General features: G+C 51.0%; 15 protein-coding genes. 8 read left to right on the top strand and 7 right to left on the bottom strand.

The genetic code is table 11. The features are described from left to right. The first annotated feature begins 8 nt into the window (after nt 1–8). Together Q4E93_RS24905 and Q4E93_RS24900 are read left to right on the top strand one after the other, a co-directional pair. Nucleotides 9–344 (top strand): hypothetical protein, encoded by a 336-nt coding sequence (locus Q4E93_RS24905; RefSeq protein WP_303589962.1) that lies wholly within the window; start codon nt 9–11, stop codon nt 342–344. 109 nt (nt 345–453) lie between these two features. Then, on the top strand, nt 454–1,608 hold the full coding sequence (locus tag Q4E93_RS24900; RefSeq protein ID WP_303589960.1) for an AI-2E family transporter: 1,155 nt from the start codon (nt 454–456) through the stop codon (nt 1,606–1,608). Between the two features lie 5 nt (nt 1,609–1,613). Here Q4E93_RS24900 and rsgA read toward each other — a convergent pair whose 3' ends face one another. From rsgA to Q4E93_RS24875, 5 genes are read right to left on the bottom strand one after another with little or no spacing between them, the layout of a single operon-like run. After that, nucleotides 1,614–2,537: a ribosome small subunit-dependent GTPase A gene (rsgA, locus tag Q4E93_RS24895; protein WP_303589958.1), complete on the bottom strand. Its 924-nt coding sequence runs from the start codon at nt 2,535–2,537 to the stop codon at nt 1,614–1,616. Then, nucleotides 2,534–3,538 (bottom strand): vWA domain-containing protein, encoded by a 1,005-nt coding sequence (locus Q4E93_RS24890; RefSeq protein ID WP_303589957.1) that lies wholly within the window; start codon nt 3,536–3,538, stop codon nt 2,534–2,536. Before Q4E93_RS24890 ends, rsgA begins: the two co-directional genes overlap by 4 nt. Further along, nucleotides 3,538–4,503 carry a hypothetical protein gene (locus Q4E93_RS24885; protein ID WP_303589956.1) on the bottom strand — a complete coding sequence of 322 codons (966 nt, stop codon included), beginning with the start codon at nt 4,501–4,503 and terminating at the stop codon, nt 3,538–3,540. Before Q4E93_RS24885 ends, Q4E93_RS24890 begins: the two co-directional genes overlap by 1 nt. A gap of 3 nt (nt 4,504–4,506) precedes the next feature. Further along, a complete protein-coding gene (locus tag Q4E93_RS24880; RefSeq protein ID WP_303589954.1) occupies nt 4,507–5,433 on the bottom strand; it encodes a DUF58 domain-containing protein in 927 nt (308 codons plus the stop codon). A gap of 19 nt (nt 5,434–5,452) precedes the next feature. Further along, nucleotides 5,453–6,454: an AAA family ATPase gene (locus Q4E93_RS24875; RefSeq protein WP_303589953.1), complete on the bottom strand. Its 1,002-nt coding sequence runs from the start codon at nt 6,452–6,454 to the stop codon at nt 5,453–5,455. Nucleotides 6,455–6,684: 230 nt separating this feature from the next. On the opposite strand from Q4E93_RS24875, the gene Q4E93_RS24870 reads away from it, so the two are divergent. The 3 genes from Q4E93_RS24870 to Q4E93_RS24860 all read left to right on the top strand — a co-directional run bounded on the left by Q4E93_RS24870 (nt 6,685) and on the right by Q4E93_RS24860 (nt 8,415). Beyond that, nucleotides 6,685–7,176 (top strand): lipocalin-like domain-containing protein, encoded by a 492-nt coding sequence (locus tag Q4E93_RS24870; RefSeq protein ID WP_303589952.1) that lies wholly within the window; start codon nt 6,685–6,687, stop codon nt 7,174–7,176. 233 nt (nt 7,177–7,409) lie between these two features. After that, nucleotides 7,410–7,769, top strand: coding sequence for a hypothetical protein (locus tag Q4E93_RS24865; RefSeq protein ID WP_303589950.1), 360 nt, complete (start codon nt 7,410–7,412; stop codon nt 7,767–7,769). Nucleotides 7,770–7,944: 175 nt separating this feature from the next. Further along, complete coding sequence (locus Q4E93_RS24860) at nt 7,945–8,415, top strand: hypothetical protein (protein ID WP_303589948.1); 471 nt, start codon at nt 7,945–7,947, stop codon at nt 8,413–8,415. Here the strand turns inward: Q4E93_RS24860 and Q4E93_RS24855 are convergent. Further along, complete coding sequence (locus tag Q4E93_RS24855; protein WP_303589947.1) at nt 8,412–10,250, bottom strand: NAD+ synthase; 1,839 nt, start codon at nt 10,248–10,250, stop codon at nt 8,412–8,414. The two genes, Q4E93_RS24860 and Q4E93_RS24855, sit on opposite strands and share 4 nt — an antisense overlap. Before the next feature lie 46 nt (nt 10,251–10,296). Here Q4E93_RS24855 and Q4E93_RS24850 point away from each other — a divergent pair, with 46 nt between their 5' ends. The 3 genes from Q4E93_RS24850 (at nt 10,297) to Q4E93_RS24840 (ending at nt 15,136) form a co-directional block, all read left to right on the top strand. Then, nucleotides 10,297–11,391, top strand: coding sequence for a gliding motility protein GldB-related protein (locus Q4E93_RS24850; RefSeq protein ID WP_303589946.1), 1,095 nt, complete (start codon nt 10,297–10,299; stop codon nt 11,389–11,391). A gap of 184 nt (nt 11,392–11,575) precedes the next feature. After that, the gene (locus Q4E93_RS24845) at nt 11,576–11,863 is read left to right on the top strand and encodes a hypothetical protein (protein ID WP_303589944.1); all 288 of its coding nucleotides are present in this window, start codon (nt 11,576–11,578) and stop codon (nt 11,861–11,863) included. A 90-nt stretch (nt 11,864–11,953) separates the two neighbouring features. Next, nucleotides 11,954–15,136: an efflux RND transporter permease subunit gene (locus tag Q4E93_RS24840; RefSeq protein ID WP_303589942.1), complete on the top strand. Its 3,183-nt coding sequence runs from the start codon at nt 11,954–11,956 to the stop codon at nt 15,134–15,136. Here the strand turns inward: Q4E93_RS24840 and Q4E93_RS24835 are convergent. After that, complete coding sequence (locus tag Q4E93_RS24835; RefSeq protein ID WP_303589940.1) at nt 15,108–15,845, bottom strand: DoxX family protein; 738 nt, start codon at nt 15,843–15,845, stop codon at nt 15,108–15,110. The genes Q4E93_RS24840 and Q4E93_RS24835 overlap by 29 nt on opposite strands. Nucleotides 15,846–15,936 lie beyond the last annotated feature (91 nt).

Genomic DNA, 15,936 nt, shown 5'->3' with positions numbered 1-15,936 from the left:
CCTACGCTATGAGCCCCTTGACTCTCCGCACCGATTTCGGTTGCACAGAAGCCGTCATAGACGACGACTGCGGTCTGAAACGTTTTTACGAAGTAGCTAATATCCTCTCCGACGACCTGGATATTAAATTCACCCAAAAAACTGATGAATTCGACAGTCTTATGTGGGACTTCCTTTACAAGGGACATATCCTGACCCTTCACTATAATATTTACACGGGCATTTCTATCTATCCACGAAAGTTCCGGGAGGCGCCCCGCAAGGATAACGACGCCGTGGTAGAAGTGGCCAAATTCCTTGAAAGCAAACTCCTGATCAACACTGCTAAAAGATATATGTCTTAACCGGTCTATCGTCCATGGATGATCCGGGGCTCTGAAGCTGACGATTGTTCGCCTTTCGGCAAAAGCGGCCGCCCACGAGGGCGGCCGCCATTTTTTCTTATATTGCATCATGGCCTACACAAAACCCTCTGCGCCTTTCTATACCAAGCTGGCTATGGTACTGGTCAGCCTGATCGCTCTTTTCTACATCGCCATCCTGGGCAAGTCCATTCTTGCGCCGCTGGTATTCGGGCTGCTTTTCGCCGTCCTGCTGCTGCCCCTGGCAAACCTCCTGGAGAAAAAGCTGCGTTTGCCCCGCAGCCTGGCTTCCATCGTCTCTGTCCTGCTGCTAGTGTGCACGCTTGCCTTTATACTTTTCCTGGTCGGCGCCCAGATCAGCACGTTGGCGGACGATTGGCCTTTGTTCAAGCAACAGGTGCTGACATCTCTCGGCGATCTCCAGCGTTGGATCTCTCTAAAATTCCATATCCGTATCAAGCAGCAGAATACTTACCTTGACAATGCCACTTCCAAGCTGCTGGCCACGGGCTCTTCCGTATTGGGCGATGCGGTCCTTTCTCTCTCGTCCTTCGTGCTTTTCATGGTCTTTATCATGTTCGACACCTTTTTTCTTTTGTACTACCGCCGTCTTATCGTGCGCTTTCTCGTCTCGGTTTTCAAGGAAGAGAATTCCGTGACGGTGTATGATATCATCGCACACATACAGTCCCGCATCCGTCAATATATCCTGGGGTTGGTGCTGGAAATGATCATCGTAGCAGGCGCTACCTGTCTGGCCTTATGGATACTTGGGGTGAAATACGCCATCCTACTCGGGCTGATCACCGGACTATTTAACATCATCCCTTACATCGGGATCATAACTGCCATGATCCTCAGCGCCCTGGTCACTTTTGCCACAGCGGGCGCGGCTAAGGTGCTCATTGTCGCCGGCGTCGTATTCGGTATCCACCTGATCGATGCGAATGTCCTGCTGCCTGTGATCGTAGGCTCCAAAGTGAGGATCAATGCCCTTATCACTGTCCTGGGTGTTATCGTCGGTGAGAATGTTTGGGGGATCACCGGCACGTTCCTTGCCATACCGGTGATCGCCATGGCGAAAATAGTATTCGACCGTATCGAACCGCTGAAGGCCTGGGGTATGCTGCTGGGTGATGAAAGGGATGAAAAAGAGCCTGAGCCGCTGAAGGAAGAGATCAGGGAGGAAGGAGGAGTCGATCCTGAAAAACACGAAAGCTCGACGGCCGGTGCGGTATCGGGATAGGAGGTTCAGTAATTTTTGTCGTCGATGGAATCGAGAATAGTGCGATAGCTGACATAGCGGTCTTCAGTGATGTCCCCTTCTCGTACCGCCTCCTTCACGACACAGCCTGGCTCTTCGGCGTGCAGGCAGTCGTTGAACTGACACTGCCCGGCCAGCGCCCGCATTTCGGGGAAGTAACCTGACAGCTCCGCCCGGCTGATGTCCACCAGTCCAAATTCTTTCATACCAGGAGTATCGATGACCTTCCCTGAAGGAAGGTCGAACATCTCTGCAAAGGTCGTTGTATGGATACCCTTTCCGCTCCACCCGCTGACATCCTGCGTCTTTAGCCGCAGGTCCGGAAGGATGACATTCAAGAAAGATGATTTCCCCACACCGGAATGTCCGCTGAGCAGGCTGATCTTACCCTGCAGGCAATCTTTCACCTCCTGCACGCCTTCTCCCGTCTGTACGCTCATACGGATGACCCGATAACCGACGTCCTCATACATCTCTTTCCAGGCATCGAACTTTTCCGTCTCTTTCTTTTTATAAAGGTCCGCCTTGTTGAAGATGAGGATGGCGGGAATATGATAAGCTTCGCAAGTCACCAGCCATCTGTCGATGAACCCTTGGGAAGTGCGGGGCTCTTTCAGCGTTACCAGCAACAGCGACTGGTCGAGATTGGCAGCCACAATATGATGCTGCATACGGTGGGAAGGCGATTGCCGGTTGATATAATTTCTGCGATCGTGTATTTTCGTGATAATAGCCGTGTTCTCCAGTGCGTCTTCCTCTTCCATCTCCACGATGTCCCCTACGGCAATAGGATTGGTGGAAGTGATCCCATCCAGTTTCATGACACCTTTCAACCGGGCATTCCACACTTCACCTTCCGGGGTTTTCACCACGTACCAGCTGCCTGTTGACCTATACACAGTCGCCGTCATGGGAACTTTTTTAAGATCGTCCAGCGCAGCAAAAGCTCAAGCATGAGCAAGACTGCGGCGGCCAGTGCGAAAGGAAAGAACTGTTCTGTGTAGCGACGAAGGGCTGTCACCTCGATCCTGGACTTCTCCAGCCGATCGATCTCTGCATAGATACTTTTCAGACTTTCGTTATCCTTGGCCCGGTAATATTGTCCGCCCGTTTCTTTTGCGATCTGTGTCAGCAACTTCTCGTCGATGTTGACCTTTTCCCTTGACATACGGACGCCCTGGGGAGTCTGGATCGGCACGGGGGCAAAGCCTTCGGTGCCCATACCCACCGTGTATACACGTACGCCGATGGATTTCGCGATCTCTTTGGCTGTATTGGGGTCGATAAGCCCGCCGTTGTTCTCTCCGTCTGTCAGCAGGATGATCACTTTACTTTTTGAGGGCGAATTGCGAAGGCGGTCTACTCCTGTGGCGAGGCCCGAGCCGATGGCCGTACCATCTTCCAGCAGGCCGCTCTGCACACTGGCCAGCTGTGTCTTCAGGACAGCGCGGTCCGTGGTCAATGGACACATGGTAAAGCTTTCTCCGGAAAAGATGACAAGGCCAATGCGATCAGTGGGCCTGTGATCAATGAAGTCGCCGGCCACGTTCTTGGCAGCTTCCATTCGATTGGGGGTAAAATCCTGGGCCAGCATGCTACCGCTGATGTCAAGGCAAAGCACGATGTCGATGCCTTCTCCGGTGACCATTTGTTCATCATTACGGGTCTGGGGGCGCGCCAGGGCGATGATCAGGCAGCAAAAGGCCAGTATCCGAAAGATAAAGGGTACGGGTCGCAGCAGGTTCTTCCAGGAACGCTGTCCGGCGAAAGGACGTGTAGATGACACCAGCACAGTGCCCTGTGCCTGGCCGCTCTTACGCAGCTCCCAATAGATCAACACCGGCACAAGGGCAAAGAGCCCGAAGAACGCCGGCTGGCTGAAGTGAATATTTTCGTACCAATCGTACAGCACTAGGTCGTTGGTTTATTTTGTTTTTTTTCTATCTCGTCCTTTTCTTCTTCCTGGCCTATCGCATTCAGGTGCTCCACTGACTGGCGGATGACCTGGTAATTATGTTCGTTGTCGGCCGTTGCCGGTTGATATTTGGCAAACTTCACGAAATCGGCCATTCGCAACGTTTCCGCCAATTCATCAAATTGCTTACGGGTTAGGGGCAGCCTTCGTATCTGCCCGATCAGCTCCTCATTGGTTTCCGCCAGGCTTGCAATTCCCAGCTTGCGGAGTATGAACAGTCGCAGGATATCGTTCAGCCGGGTGTAGTAGATCTTTATTTGCCCATCTCCACCTGCGCCCTGCTTATGCAGCTCTTCCAGCTGACGGATGGCGTCCTCATAGGGAGAGAGGCGAGGCGCGGATGCTGCCGCTGCCGCCCGCTGTATTAATTTCTTTTTCAGCACCAGCCAGACCACCAGCGCCAAAGCGATCAGGGTGACAGCTGCCACTCCCCAGGGGATCCATTTTGCATAGGGATTGGGAATATCGATGATATCCTTGATGTCGTGAAAGTCTTTGCTGGGATCAAACCTGGAATAGTTGACTGCGATTCGTATCGAGTCGGAGAAATACTTCTTATGTCCCGAAGTAAAGGGGAGGCGGGGAATGGCCCAGGCCCCGGAGTCAAAGCTGGTGATGACGAACCTTTGGCGGTAATATCGCTCGTCGGGCTTCACGACAGAATCCAGCTGCCCTTTTTCCAGCCACTCAAAATGAGGTAAGCTGTCGATGGCGGGCCAGGTCAGCGGAGCGTTGCCTTGAACGAAGGCCTCCACCATCAGCTGCAAGGGTTGTCCGATGACAATTTTTTGAGAGTCGACGGAGACCTTTACCTTGACAAGAGGAGCCGGCTGTGCGGAAAGTGTCCGGGACAACAGCAATAACGCAAAGGGGCAGGCTATATATACTATTAATCTTTTCATGTACTAAGCCGGCCTGTTGCGTCCGACAAAAAAGCGTTGTAATATTTTGACGTAATCTTCGTCCGTACGCAAGTGCAGGAGGTCGCAACCGGCCTTCTGGAAAAAACTTTTGCACTGCTCCGTCTGATTGAAGAAATGTTGCTGATAGTTCGTCCGCACCAGGTAATCGTCCGTATCCACCCAGTATCGGCCACCCGTCTCCGCGTCTTCCGCCTCGATGAGACCGATGGCCGGCAATTCCATGTCCATTTTGTCATACACTTTAATGCCTATGACATCATGCTTTTTGCCTGCCACTTTCAAGGCGTCCTCGAATCTTTCTTCACGAATGGCAGGATCAGCGGCAGTCGTCTTTTCGCGAACGCTCTCCTCTATGAAATCACTGAGGAAGAAGACGATACTTTTCTGGCGGGCGCTGCGATTGAGGAAGCGAATGGCCTCCCGCAGGTTGGTCCCTTTCTGCCGGGGTTCTATGGAAAGCAGCTGCCGTACGATGTACAGTACATGTTCCCTGCCTTTTTTAGGCGGGATATATCCTTCTACCCTATCGCTGAACAGGATGACGCCCACTTTGTCGTTGTTATTGATGGCGGAGAAGGCCAATACGGCGCAGACCTCGGTAATAATATCCTTTTTACGGGCATGCACCGTGCCGAAAAGGGAGCTGGCACTTACATCCACCAGCAGCATCACCGTCAGCTCACGTTCCTCTTCGAACAACTTGCTGAAAGGATGGTTAAACCGTGCCGAAACATTCCAGTCGATGAATCGGATATCATCGCCCGCAGCATATTCCCGCACTTCGCGAAAGCTCATGCCACGCCCTTTAAAGGCGCTGTGATACTCTCCCGTGAAGAGGTGCCGGGTGAGCTTCTTGCTCTTTATCTCCAACTCCCGGACCTTCTTTATTATTTCTGCAGTTGTCAGCATATGATAATTATTGTGCTCGCTATGGGATGGGGATCGCTTTTAACACGTCATCGATCACCTGCTCCACATTCACGCTTTCGGCTTCGGCCTCATAGGTCAGCCCGATCCGATGACGCAGCACATCCTTGGAGATGGTACGGACATCTTCCGGGATCACATAGCCCCTCTTATTCAGGAAAGCATTGGCTTTGGCAGCCAGGGCCAGATTGATGCTGGCGCGGGGACTGCCGCCGTAGGCGATCAGGGGTTTCAGCTTTTCCAACTTATACTTTTCGGGAGTTCTTGTGGCAAACACGATATCCAAAATATAATGTTCCACTTTTTCGTCCATATACACCTGCCGGGCGAGATCTTTCGCCTCGGTGATCTCCTGCATGGAAACTACCTGTTCCACTTTCGGTGCCTGCCCTCCCTGCACGTTTTGACGGATGATCATCTGCTCTTCCTGCTTGGTTGGATAGTCCACGATGACCTTCATGATAAACCGGTCCTGCTGGGCTTCCGGAAGCGGGTAGGTGCCCTCCTGTTCCAGAGGATTCTGTGTAGCCAGCACCAGGAAGGGTTCCTCCAATTTGTAGCTGGTGTCCCCGATGGTGACCTGCCGCTCCTGCATGGCTTCCAGCAGGGCGCTCTGGACCTTTGCCGGGGCGCGGTTGATCTCATCGGCCAGCACAAAGTTGGCGAAGATGGGGCCCCTACGGACGACGAATTCGTGCTTTTGCTGATTGTAGATCATGGTCCCGATGACGTCGGCCGGCAGGAGGTCGGGTGTAAACTGGATCCGGCTGAAACGGGCATGAATAGCCTGGGAAAGGGATTTGATAGCCAGGGTCTTCGCGAGGCCGGGAACGCCTTCCAGCAGGACGTGGCCATTGCTGAGCAGGCCGATTAGCAACCTGTCGAGCATATGGTGCTGTCCTACAATGACGCGACCTACCTCGTCCCTTAACCTGTCGATAAAAGCCGCCTGGTATTGGATCTTATTATTTAATTGTCTGATATCCTCTGCGGTATAGAGCATATTACTAATATTAAGGTTGCAAAATAACGATTCTATCCGTACAAATTGCGTTCTTAATCACCGGATAGAAAGCGCTTTCACAGGGCAAGTAGCTTGCCAGATAATCAATATTTTAATTTTTTGACCGCTTAAGGCAAATAGTCTCCTAAAAACAAGGTTTCCATAACAATAATGCGAGCCCGGAAATGGGTAATGGAGGGCTCCTAATTGTTAAACAAACCCAATTCTTTATGAAAAAAACCGTACTATTCTTTGTTATTTCCGGCGCTGTTGTCCAAATCATCAATGTTTGCAGTAAAAAGAACGATGCACAGTCCTATACCGTCAAGCAATTGGCCGGAACGTACAAACTCACCGCCTCAACGTCCACCTCCAGCGGCATCACCGTTGATAATGTGGCGCAAATGGATGCCTGCGAAAAAGACGATCTCATGAAGCTGCAGGAAGATTCAACCATTGTATTTGTCGATGCAGGGATCCAATGCGCCTCCGGAGGCGACTACTCCGCCAAATTTACCGTCAAGGGCAATTTGCTTATCCAAAGCCCTGGCACCGACTATGCCGATAAGGCCACCATCAAGAGTTTCAGCGGGTCTACGCAGGTACTCACTACCGCGGAAAAGGACCAGGGAGTCCCCGTCCTGACTACAGTCACTTTTGCCAGGCTTTCCCCGCAGCCTTTTTCCATTACTTCCATGTGGGAAATTTTCCCGGATAGATAATAAATAGGCAATAGCAACCATTGGGACCAAAATTCCGTCTTTACCACTGGTGGTAAACCACCCTTTTAATCGGTTTTTAACAGGATAGGGCAATAACTTTCCAATCAGGCAGTTTAAACCTTGGGGTTATCTGGCCTTCTAAAGATTCGTGCAGCATGTTGTTGAAATGGACCATATTAATTTTTTCAGCCAGCGTTGCGCTGAGTAGCTGCACTGGCGCTTCCGGCCATGATATGGAACTCCTAACCCACTCTCCCTGGAAATATGAAAAAGCCGCCTTTGATTCAGACGATGAAGATGGGGTCAGCTTTAATGCGCTTGATCCCCGTATCATAGGTTTCGAAAAAGACTACTCCATCGTTTTCCGAAAGGACGGCACAGGCGCCATGAAGGATGGCAAGGCGAAGACCCGGCATCACCCAGGGCCGGACAGTCTTCCTTTTCTCTGGTCGTTCCAAAACAAAGACAGCCTTCTTTATTTTCAGGATCAGTACTATCGGGTCCAGACGCTCAATAATGATCATCTGGTCATCTACGCCGATCACAAGCTGGGAGGAGTCAGCTCGCGGTATACCATCGTTCTCAGGCACTGAGCGCAGCTGCAAGCTACAAGCTGCAAGTGCTTAATTAAGTCCTGGCTTGTAGCTTGAGGCTAACAGCTTGCAGCTTAAAAAACGGCCCGAAAATTGCCTATTTTGCCCTGGATGTACACAATAATTCCGGCATTTTATATGTTTTTAATAACCAATGTATTATAAGTCCAATTTTATGCAAAAACTCCTATGGACCGCCTCTTGCCTGCTGCTATTGACCCTTGCAATTAACTGGGCATCCTGCAGCAAAAGTAATTCCGACAGCAATAGTGCCAATGTAACCTTGCTGACCAAGAGTGTCTGGAAATTTGACACGGCCGGAATAGACATGAATAATGATGGAAATATTGACCAGGAAGACCCTAGCCTGGAAGCCTGTTTCAAGGACAATACTTACCTTTTCAACAAGGATAGTACGGTGGTGATGGATGAAGGCGCTACGAAATGCAACAGTGCAGATCCCCAAACTGCCACTTATTCATGGAGCCTTACCAACAGCAATCCCCCAGTATTGAAATCCGATGTCAACCCCATATTGGCACAAGGATTGAAAGTACGTACGCTTACTGACACGAAGCTAACAGTGTATAAAGACACCAGCTTCCAAGGCATCAAATTCTGGTATGTGCTCTCTTTAAAACATTAGGAGAGATATTTCCCCACGATGGGCATACGGCGGCCTACGCCAAAGGCTTTGCTGCTCACGCGAATGATGGGGCAGAATTGATTGCGTTTATATTCATTGGTGTTCACCAGCCGCAGCACTCTTCTCACCAGGGCTTCATCGATACCCATGGCAATGATCTCTTTGGGACCTTTCCGCCGCTCGATATACTGATACAACACTTTGTCGAGCACATCGTATTCGGGGAGACTATCGCTGTCCTTTTGATCGGGCCGTAGTTCGGCGGAAGGCGCTTTCTCCAGGATATTGGCGGGGATGATCTCTCCGTTGCGATTGATATACCTGGCCAACGCATATACCTGCAGCTTGTATACGTCACCCAGCACGCTGAGGCCGCCGGCCATGTCGCCATAGAGCGTTCCATAGCCTGTAGAGAGCTCGCTCTTATTCGAAGTATTCAGAAGTATATAACCGAATTTATTGGCGATGGCCATGAGGATGTTGCCCCTGGTCCGGCTTTGTAAATTTTCCTCTGCGAGGCCGAAGGCTGTGCCTTTAAACACCGGCTCCAGCGTATGCAACAATGACTCGTACACTTCCCTGATCGGAATAATGTCATAGGGGTTGCCCAGTTTGCGGGATAACTGTTCCGCGTCGCTGACAGAATGGGAGGTGGAGTAAGGAGAAGGCAATAGAATGGCCCGCACGTTGTCCTTCCCCAGTGCCTCGCAGGCCAGGGCCAGGGTGACGGCGCTGTCAATGCCGCCGCTGCTCCCAAGGATGGCTTTGGCAAAGCCCATCTTGGAAAAATAGTCCCGGATTCCCAGTATGAGGGCCTGGTGGATCTCCCTGATATTTTCCTGATCTACCAGGTATTCGATGACCTTGTTGGGATCTTTCAGCCTGGATACGCGCATTTCTTTATCGAACAAGGTGGACTCCCCGGCAGCGCTGCCTGCCGGCGCATCCGTAGTGGTCGTTGCCACTCCTGGTACAGAGGGTTTTCCAGTGGGTGCAGTCAGGTCATCATCTCCCGCCTCTTCCGAATGAATGGGGATAGAGAAGCCGGGGAGCAGCTCTTCAAACAGCGGGGGTACGGGAGCGGGCAAATCTATCACTGCCAGGTCCTCTTCAAAGTATTTCAATTCCTTTACCAATCTTCCCTTTGCATCATATACCAGGCTACCTCCGTCGAAAACGATCTCCGTCTGAGAGCCTACGGCATTACAATAGTACATGGGTATCTTGTATTTCAGTACATTCTGCCGCACTACTTCTTTGCGATCCTCATCATGATCATAATCGAAAGGACTGGCGGAGATATTGATCATCAGGTCCGGCTCCTGTCCTATCAGCTGATCCATTGGACAGACCCTATACAAAGGATTATCACCCAGGTTCCAGATGTCCTCACAAATGGTGAGGGCTATTTTCTTCCCTTTGAAAGGGATCACTTTCCACTCATATCCCGGCTCGAAATAGCGGTATTCATCAAACACATCGTAAGTGGGTAAACAGGTCTTATGGGCTATGCCTTTAACTTCCTTCTCAAAAAGGAACCAGGCGGCATTGAAAAGGTCTTTCCCTAGCGGGTCCGTATTGCGTGCCGGGGATCCAACGATGACGCCGATGGTGTCGGCCTCCTCCCGGATACGGTCCACGGAAGCATAGCATTGCGCGATGAAATCCTCGAATTCCAGGAAATCCCGGGGCGGGTAGCCACAGACGGACAGCTCGGTAAACACAACCAGGTCTGCACCCGACTGTTTGGCCTGCCGGATGGCGTCTATGATCTTGCGGGTATTTTCTTCAAAATTACCGACGTGATAATTTTGTTGGGCCATTGCGATCTTCATGGTACAAATTTACACTAATCTCACTGCATTCACGTTATTTCGCAGTATGAAGAACCATTCGCTTACTACCACTCAAGCTTCACAAGTGCCTGTTCCTGAACACCGTCCTTTCCCCCGAAGCCTCAACCTGGCCCTGGTTGCCCTGGCCTTTATCCTCAGCTTCTTACTGGCTTCCTGCGGTCATGGCGACAAGGGACCCGATGTCTCGGGCGTAAAGGTCAAGGAAGTCCGGATCATCCGCTATGACACCGCCTGGTTTTCCCTGGACTCCAATAATATTGTCCCTGGCCTTCATCGCCTGGACCAGGAGTATCCTTATTTCACAGGAGATTTTGTAGGTAATATATTAGGTGCCGGCCCCCTGTCCGACACCAGTAGGGTGGCATTTGTGGCCAGCCGGCAGTTCCTGGTCAGCTATCTGCCCGTAAAGGATTCGCTGGAAAAGAAATATGCCCGGTTGGACTGGCTGGAGCGGCAGCTGACCGAATCCTTCCGTTACATAAAGTATTATTTCCCCCGTTATAATCTGCCTCCCAGGGTCGTATCTTTTATTGGTCCTTTTGACGGCCCTGGTGTGGCCATCACCCAGTATACGCTGGCTATCGGTCTCCAATCCTATGCAGGAAAAGATGCGTCCTTCTATGCCGGACAGGACCATTACCCCACCTATATCACCCGGCGATTTGAGCCAGAATATATCATTCCCAATTGTCTTACAGCCCTTGCGCAGGACATCTTTCCCGACAGCAGCGAAGGTCGTCCTCTGCTGGACCAAATGATCATCAAAGGAAAGTATTGGTGGCTGGCCGGAGAGTTACAACCTGCCATCGCGGACAGTATTCGCACAGGTTTTACCCAGTCACAGCTGAACTGGTGTAACTCCCATGAATCCGACATCTGGAATTTTTTCCTGCAAAATACGGACCTGTACACGCTGGACCCCGACATCATCAAAAATTACGTAGGCGATGGTCCTAAGACTCTGGGAATGCCGGACACTTCACCTGGTAATATCGGCGCCTGGGTAGGCTGGCAGATCGTGAAGAAATACCTGCAGGTGCACGGTGATATCACCCCGGAAGCATTGATGCGGACGCCTGTTCGCCGGATCTTTGAAGAGGCGAAGTACAAGCCGAGATAAGTTAGCCGCCTCCTTTAACAACCTGTTAAATCCGCATTAACATCCCGTGCGATATGCAAGGAATATTTTTGCACTTCCCGGAATGAAAAAGCGTTTATTCATAGCACGGCAATTACTGATCGGTATCCTCTTATTGCAACTGCTTAATCTTGGCCTTTGCAGTGAACCTTACATTGACTACAATATGGCAACGAACCTTCGGCTCGTTTGCGATCCCACTGAAACGATCGTGGAATGGGTAGTTGAATGGAAAAAAGGGAACCAGGACGCATTTACTTACGCTCACACTATAAATCTTAAGGGGCTTAATAAAAATTTCGCATGGCATACAGATATGCGGCATGGCTTTCCCGTTCTGCCCCCTTCCTGTCTGTGTGCCTCCTCCGTCCATCAGAAAAAGCTGGCCTCCTCTTTCCTTTCCGCATGCATTGAGATACTCTCGCCTCCGCCGGAATGCTCCTGGTGGTTATGACCTTTTTATTTTTTCAATTTTCTCATTGATGCTGTGGCAGCCTGCGTACCATCTATGCGCAGTCTGCTGCCTGTTACAAAAAATGCTACTATGAATAAGCTCCTCAAGCGGATACTGGCCTTTTCGCTAAAGAATAAGTATTTTATCTTCTTCGCAACACTGCTGATGGTGATAGCGGGGGTCATCATTTTCCAGAACATGTCCATCGAAGCTTTTCCGGACGTGACCAATACCGAGATAACCCTCATCACGCAATGGCCGGGAAGGAGCGCCGAAGAGGTCGAGAAATTCGTAACCATTCCCATTGAAATAGCGCTCAACCCGGTGCAAAAGAAGACCAGCCTTCGATCTACCAGCATATTCGGTCTTTCAATGGTGAAATTGATCTTCGAAGATGGTGTGCCGGATAACTATGCCCGAACGCAGGTGAATAATATGCTGGTGAACCTTACACTGCCGGAAAATATCAGCCCGCAGGTGCAGCCTCCAACGGGTCCCACCGGTGAAATATTCCGGTATACGCTGGAGAGCGACATTCGTGATCCCCGGGAACTGAAGACTATGCAGGATTGGACAGTGGACAGGGAACTACGTTCTGTACCAGGGGTGGCCGACATCGTAAGTTTCGGAGGAAAGGTGAAGGCCTATGAAATAAAGGCGAACCCACTGAAGCTGGCCGACCTGGGCATCTCCGCGCTGGACGTCTATAATGCCGTCAACCGGAGCAATATCAACATCGGGGGCGACGTGGTCGTCGACAATTCTCAGGCATATGTAGTCAGGGGCATCGGCCTGCTCAACGACATCAATGAAATAAAGAATATCATCGTCCAAAACCTCAATGGCATACCTATACTCGTGAAAGATGTTGCCGAAGTAGAGATCTCCAACCAGCCAAGATTGGGGCAGGTAGGCCGGTCTGATGCACAGTTGGAGAATCGCAAAAGGATTATAAAAGAGCAAAAAGATGTTGTAGAGGCCATTGTCCTGATGCGAAAGGGAGAAAATGCGGGGGAAGTGATCCGTGCGCTCAAAGAAAGGATCGACAGGATCAATAAAAGAGTGCTGCCTTACGACACTAAGATCGTCCCTTACTACAATAGAGAAGATCTCATCGGCTATGCCACGCACACTGTGCTCCACAACCTGGTGGAAGGCATTCTTCTGGTAACGTTACTAGTCTCCCTGTTCATGTTCAACTGGCGCACCACGCTGATCGTATCCATCATTATACCGATAGCGTTGCTTTTTTCCTTTATCTGCCTGCACCTTATGGGCATGTCCGCTAACCTGCTGTCGTTGGGCGCCGTGGACTTCGGCATTATCATTGACGGGGCCGTGGTGATGGTGGAAGGATTATTTGTCGCCCTGCATCACAAGGCTTTGGAAGCCGGGATGACAAAATTCAACCGGCTCAGCAAACTGGGGCTTATCAAAAACAAAGGTACGGAACTGGGCAAAGCCATCTTCTTTGCCAAAGCAATTATCATTACAGGGCTTCTTCCCATTTTTGCATTCCAGAAAGTTGAAGGGAAGATGTTCTCTCCCCTGGCCTATACCCTGGGCTTCGCGTTGCTGGGCGCCCTCATCACTACCTTGACGTTGGTGCCTGTGCTGATCAATCTGCTCCTCCGGAAGAACGTCCATGAAAAGCGAAACCCTTTTGTGCATTTTCTCACGGCCGCCATGCTGAACGCCTTCCAATATGTGTTCAGGCATCGGAGGATTGCCTTGGTCATTTCCTGCCTGGTCGTCGTGGCAGGCCTTTACAGCTTTAACTTCCTCGGCAGTGAGTTCCTGCCTGAGCTGGACGAAGGGTCCATCTGGATACGGGCGCAGCTGCCTTACAGTATCTCCCTGGAAAAATCCAACGAAGTGGCGGACCAGATCCGGGGTATCCTTATGCAGTTCCCCCAGGTGAAAAGCATTGCGTCGCAGACAGGTCGGCCCGATGATGGCACGGATGTCACCGGGTTCTATAACAATGAATTCGACGTCATCCTCCTTCCGGAAGAAAACTGGAAGCACGAGATCAGCAAGGAAGGTCTGATCGCACAAATGCAGGAAAAGCTGCGTGTAATCCCGGGCGTCGATCTCAATTTCTCCCAGCCTATCATGGACAATGTAGAGGAAGCCGTATCCGGCGTCAAAGGTTCAATATGTGTAAAAGTATTCGGAGACTCGCTCGGTTATATGGAGAATAAAGTAACGGAGGTAGGTGGCATCCTGAAAAATGTCAAGGGTATAGAAGATCTGGGTGTGATAAGGAATATTGGCCAGCCGGAACTGGACATCGAGCTGGATCAGTCAAAAATGGCCCTTTACGGAGTGGCTACGGCAGATGCCAATGCGGTTATTGAAATGGCCATCGGTGGCAAGGCGGCAACACAGCTCTACGAGGGCATAAAAAAATTCGATATTCGCGTCCGTCTGCCTGAAGCTTTCCGGAAGAACGCCAAGGACATCGGTGACATACTTGTTCCCACGCAAAATGGCTCAAAGGTTCCTATCCGCGAGATAGCCACTATAACAAAAAAAACGGCACCCTGTCTTATTTTCAGGGATGATAACCAGCGGTATGCAGCATTGAAATTCTCTGTGCGGGGCAGGGACATGGGCAGCACCATTGCAGAGGCTCAGGAAAAGGTGAACAAAAATGTAAGCCTCAGAAAAGGCTATTCCATGGTGTGGCAGGGAGATTTTGAAAATCAGCGCCGCGCGGAGAACAGGCTTGCCCAAGTAGTACCAATCGCCCTTGTCCTGATCTTTATCCTGTTATTTGTCATGTTTGGCAATCTAAAAGATGCTGCCCTGGTCTTTCTCAACGTCCCTTTCGCCATTGTGGGAGGCATCTTCGCCCTACTGATAACCGGCACCCATTTCAGCATTTCGGCCGGCATCGGGTTTATTGCCCTCTTCGGTATCTGTATCCAGGATGGCGTACTGCTGATCACTGTTTTTAAACAAAACCTTGAGGCTTTAAAAGGCCAGGGCAGCTCTCTGTATACGGCTATTCGTCTCGGTGTGAATTCCAGGATCCGGCCGGTGATGATGACCGCCCTGATGGCAGCCATTGGCCTCTTCCCTGCGGCCCTCTCCACTGGTATAGGTTCGGAGAGTTCCCGGCCGCTGGCACGGGTGGTCATTGGCGGCATTGTATGCGCCATGCTTTTCTCCCTGCTGGTCTTTCCCCTGATCTTTGCCTGGGCGTATAAGAAATACTGGCCGCAAATGGAAGAAGGAGTTACAAATCAGCGGTCTGCGCCACGATGAATGCCCCTGCCGCCAATGCCAGGTCGAGCATGGCCCCTGTCCATTCTATGGCATTATGGATATTGGCCGCCAGTAAAGGTATATGATGGAGAATCAACAGGATCATGAGGAGCACACCCAGTCTGACGGCCGTCCGGTGTGCGTTTCGCGTGAAGAGGATGCCCAAAGCAGCGGCGATCAATGCGATCCCTATCAAATAATCGAAAACATCTATTAATGGGAACCAGGCGGGGATCTTAGCCGTTACAAAAGCATTGTGCGTAAAGTGCTGTGCGCCCAGCACCATCAGCGGCAGCGCATAGCAGTATTTTACAATGATGGATGCCTTCGGTGATGAGGGATGAGGACTATAAACGAGGCACAGTCCAAATGCAGCCGCCATAATGGCTGTGTCCTGCAAAGCCCGCGTCCAGTGTATTCCCCCTTGCGGCTCACCGGACAACAGCAGTGGATGTACCATCAAAATGAAGAGCAGCAGCATACAGCCCAGGAGGAAAGCGGCCAACCGCACCTGCCGGCGGAGGATAAAGCTGATGCCTGCAGCGATCATGGCTACGCACGTGAGATAGACCCAAAAGATGCGTGCCGGCATATAGGCCGGCACCAGACCCCTGACAAAATCTGCATACAGGAAATGCTGGATCCCGAATATGATCCAGGGTATACCGAATAAGAGGCTGGCTAATGGAAGCAGATAGGTGGTGCGCATATAACGAATATCCGTTTTCGGCGATATTCCTTTGCGTGCATTCTACCGGCAGCTTTTTAAGATATCCATACGGTATGGCTCTGAGGATAAG

Origin of the sequence: Flavitalea plasmicola, assembly GCF_030546645.1 — a bacterium.
Lineage (GTDB): Bacteria > Bacteroidota > Bacteroidia > Chitinophagales > Chitinophagaceae > Puia.
Note: the sequence above shows the minus strand (reverse complement) of the source record. Positions and strands in the feature narration are given on the sequence as shown.

Coding starts and splice junctions, on each gene's coding strand:
- Q4E93_RS24905 (WP_303589962.1), top strand. CDS start 9: ATGAGCCCCTTGACTCTCCGCACCGATTTCGGTTGCACAGAAGCCGTC.
- Q4E93_RS24900 (WP_303589960.1), top strand. CDS start 454: ATGGCCTACACAAAACCCTCTGCGCCTTTCTATACCAAGCTGGCTATG.
- rsgA (WP_303589958.1), bottom strand. CDS start 2,537: ATGACGGCGACTGTGTATAGGTCAACAGGCAGCTGGTACGTGGTGAAA.
- Q4E93_RS24885 (WP_303589956.1), bottom strand. CDS start 4,503: ATGAAAAGATTAATAGTATATATAGCCTGCCCCTTTGCGTTATTGCTG.
- Q4E93_RS24880 (WP_303589954.1), bottom strand. CDS start 5,433: ATGCTGACAACTGCAGAAATAATAAAGAAGGTCCGGGAGTTGGAGATA.
- Q4E93_RS24875 (WP_303589953.1), bottom strand. CDS start 6,454: ATGCTCTATACCGCAGAGGATATCAGACAATTAAATAATAAGATCCAA.
- Q4E93_RS24870 (WP_303589952.1), top strand. CDS start 6,685: ATGAAAAAAACCGTACTATTCTTTGTTATTTCCGGCGCTGTTGTCCAA.
- Q4E93_RS24865 (WP_303589950.1), top strand. CDS start 7,410: ATGGAACTCCTAACCCACTCTCCCTGGAAATATGAAAAAGCCGCCTTT.
- Q4E93_RS24860 (WP_303589948.1), top strand. CDS start 7,945: ATGCAAAAACTCCTATGGACCGCCTCTTGCCTGCTGCTATTGACCCTT.
- Q4E93_RS24855 (WP_303589947.1), bottom strand. CDS start 10,250: ATGAAGATCGCAATGGCCCAACAAAATTATCACGTCGGTAATTTTGAA.
- Q4E93_RS24850 (WP_303589946.1), top strand. CDS start 10,297: ATGAAGAACCATTCGCTTACTACCACTCAAGCTTCACAAGTGCCTGTT.
- Q4E93_RS24845 (WP_303589944.1), top strand. CDS start 11,576: ATGGCAACGAACCTTCGGCTCGTTTGCGATCCCACTGAAACGATCGTG.
- Q4E93_RS24840 (WP_303589942.1), top strand. CDS start 11,954: ATGAATAAGCTCCTCAAGCGGATACTGGCCTTTTCGCTAAAGAATAAG.
- Q4E93_RS24835 (WP_303589940.1), bottom strand. CDS start 15,845: ATGCGCACCACCTATCTGCTTCCATTAGCCAGCCTCTTATTCGGTATA.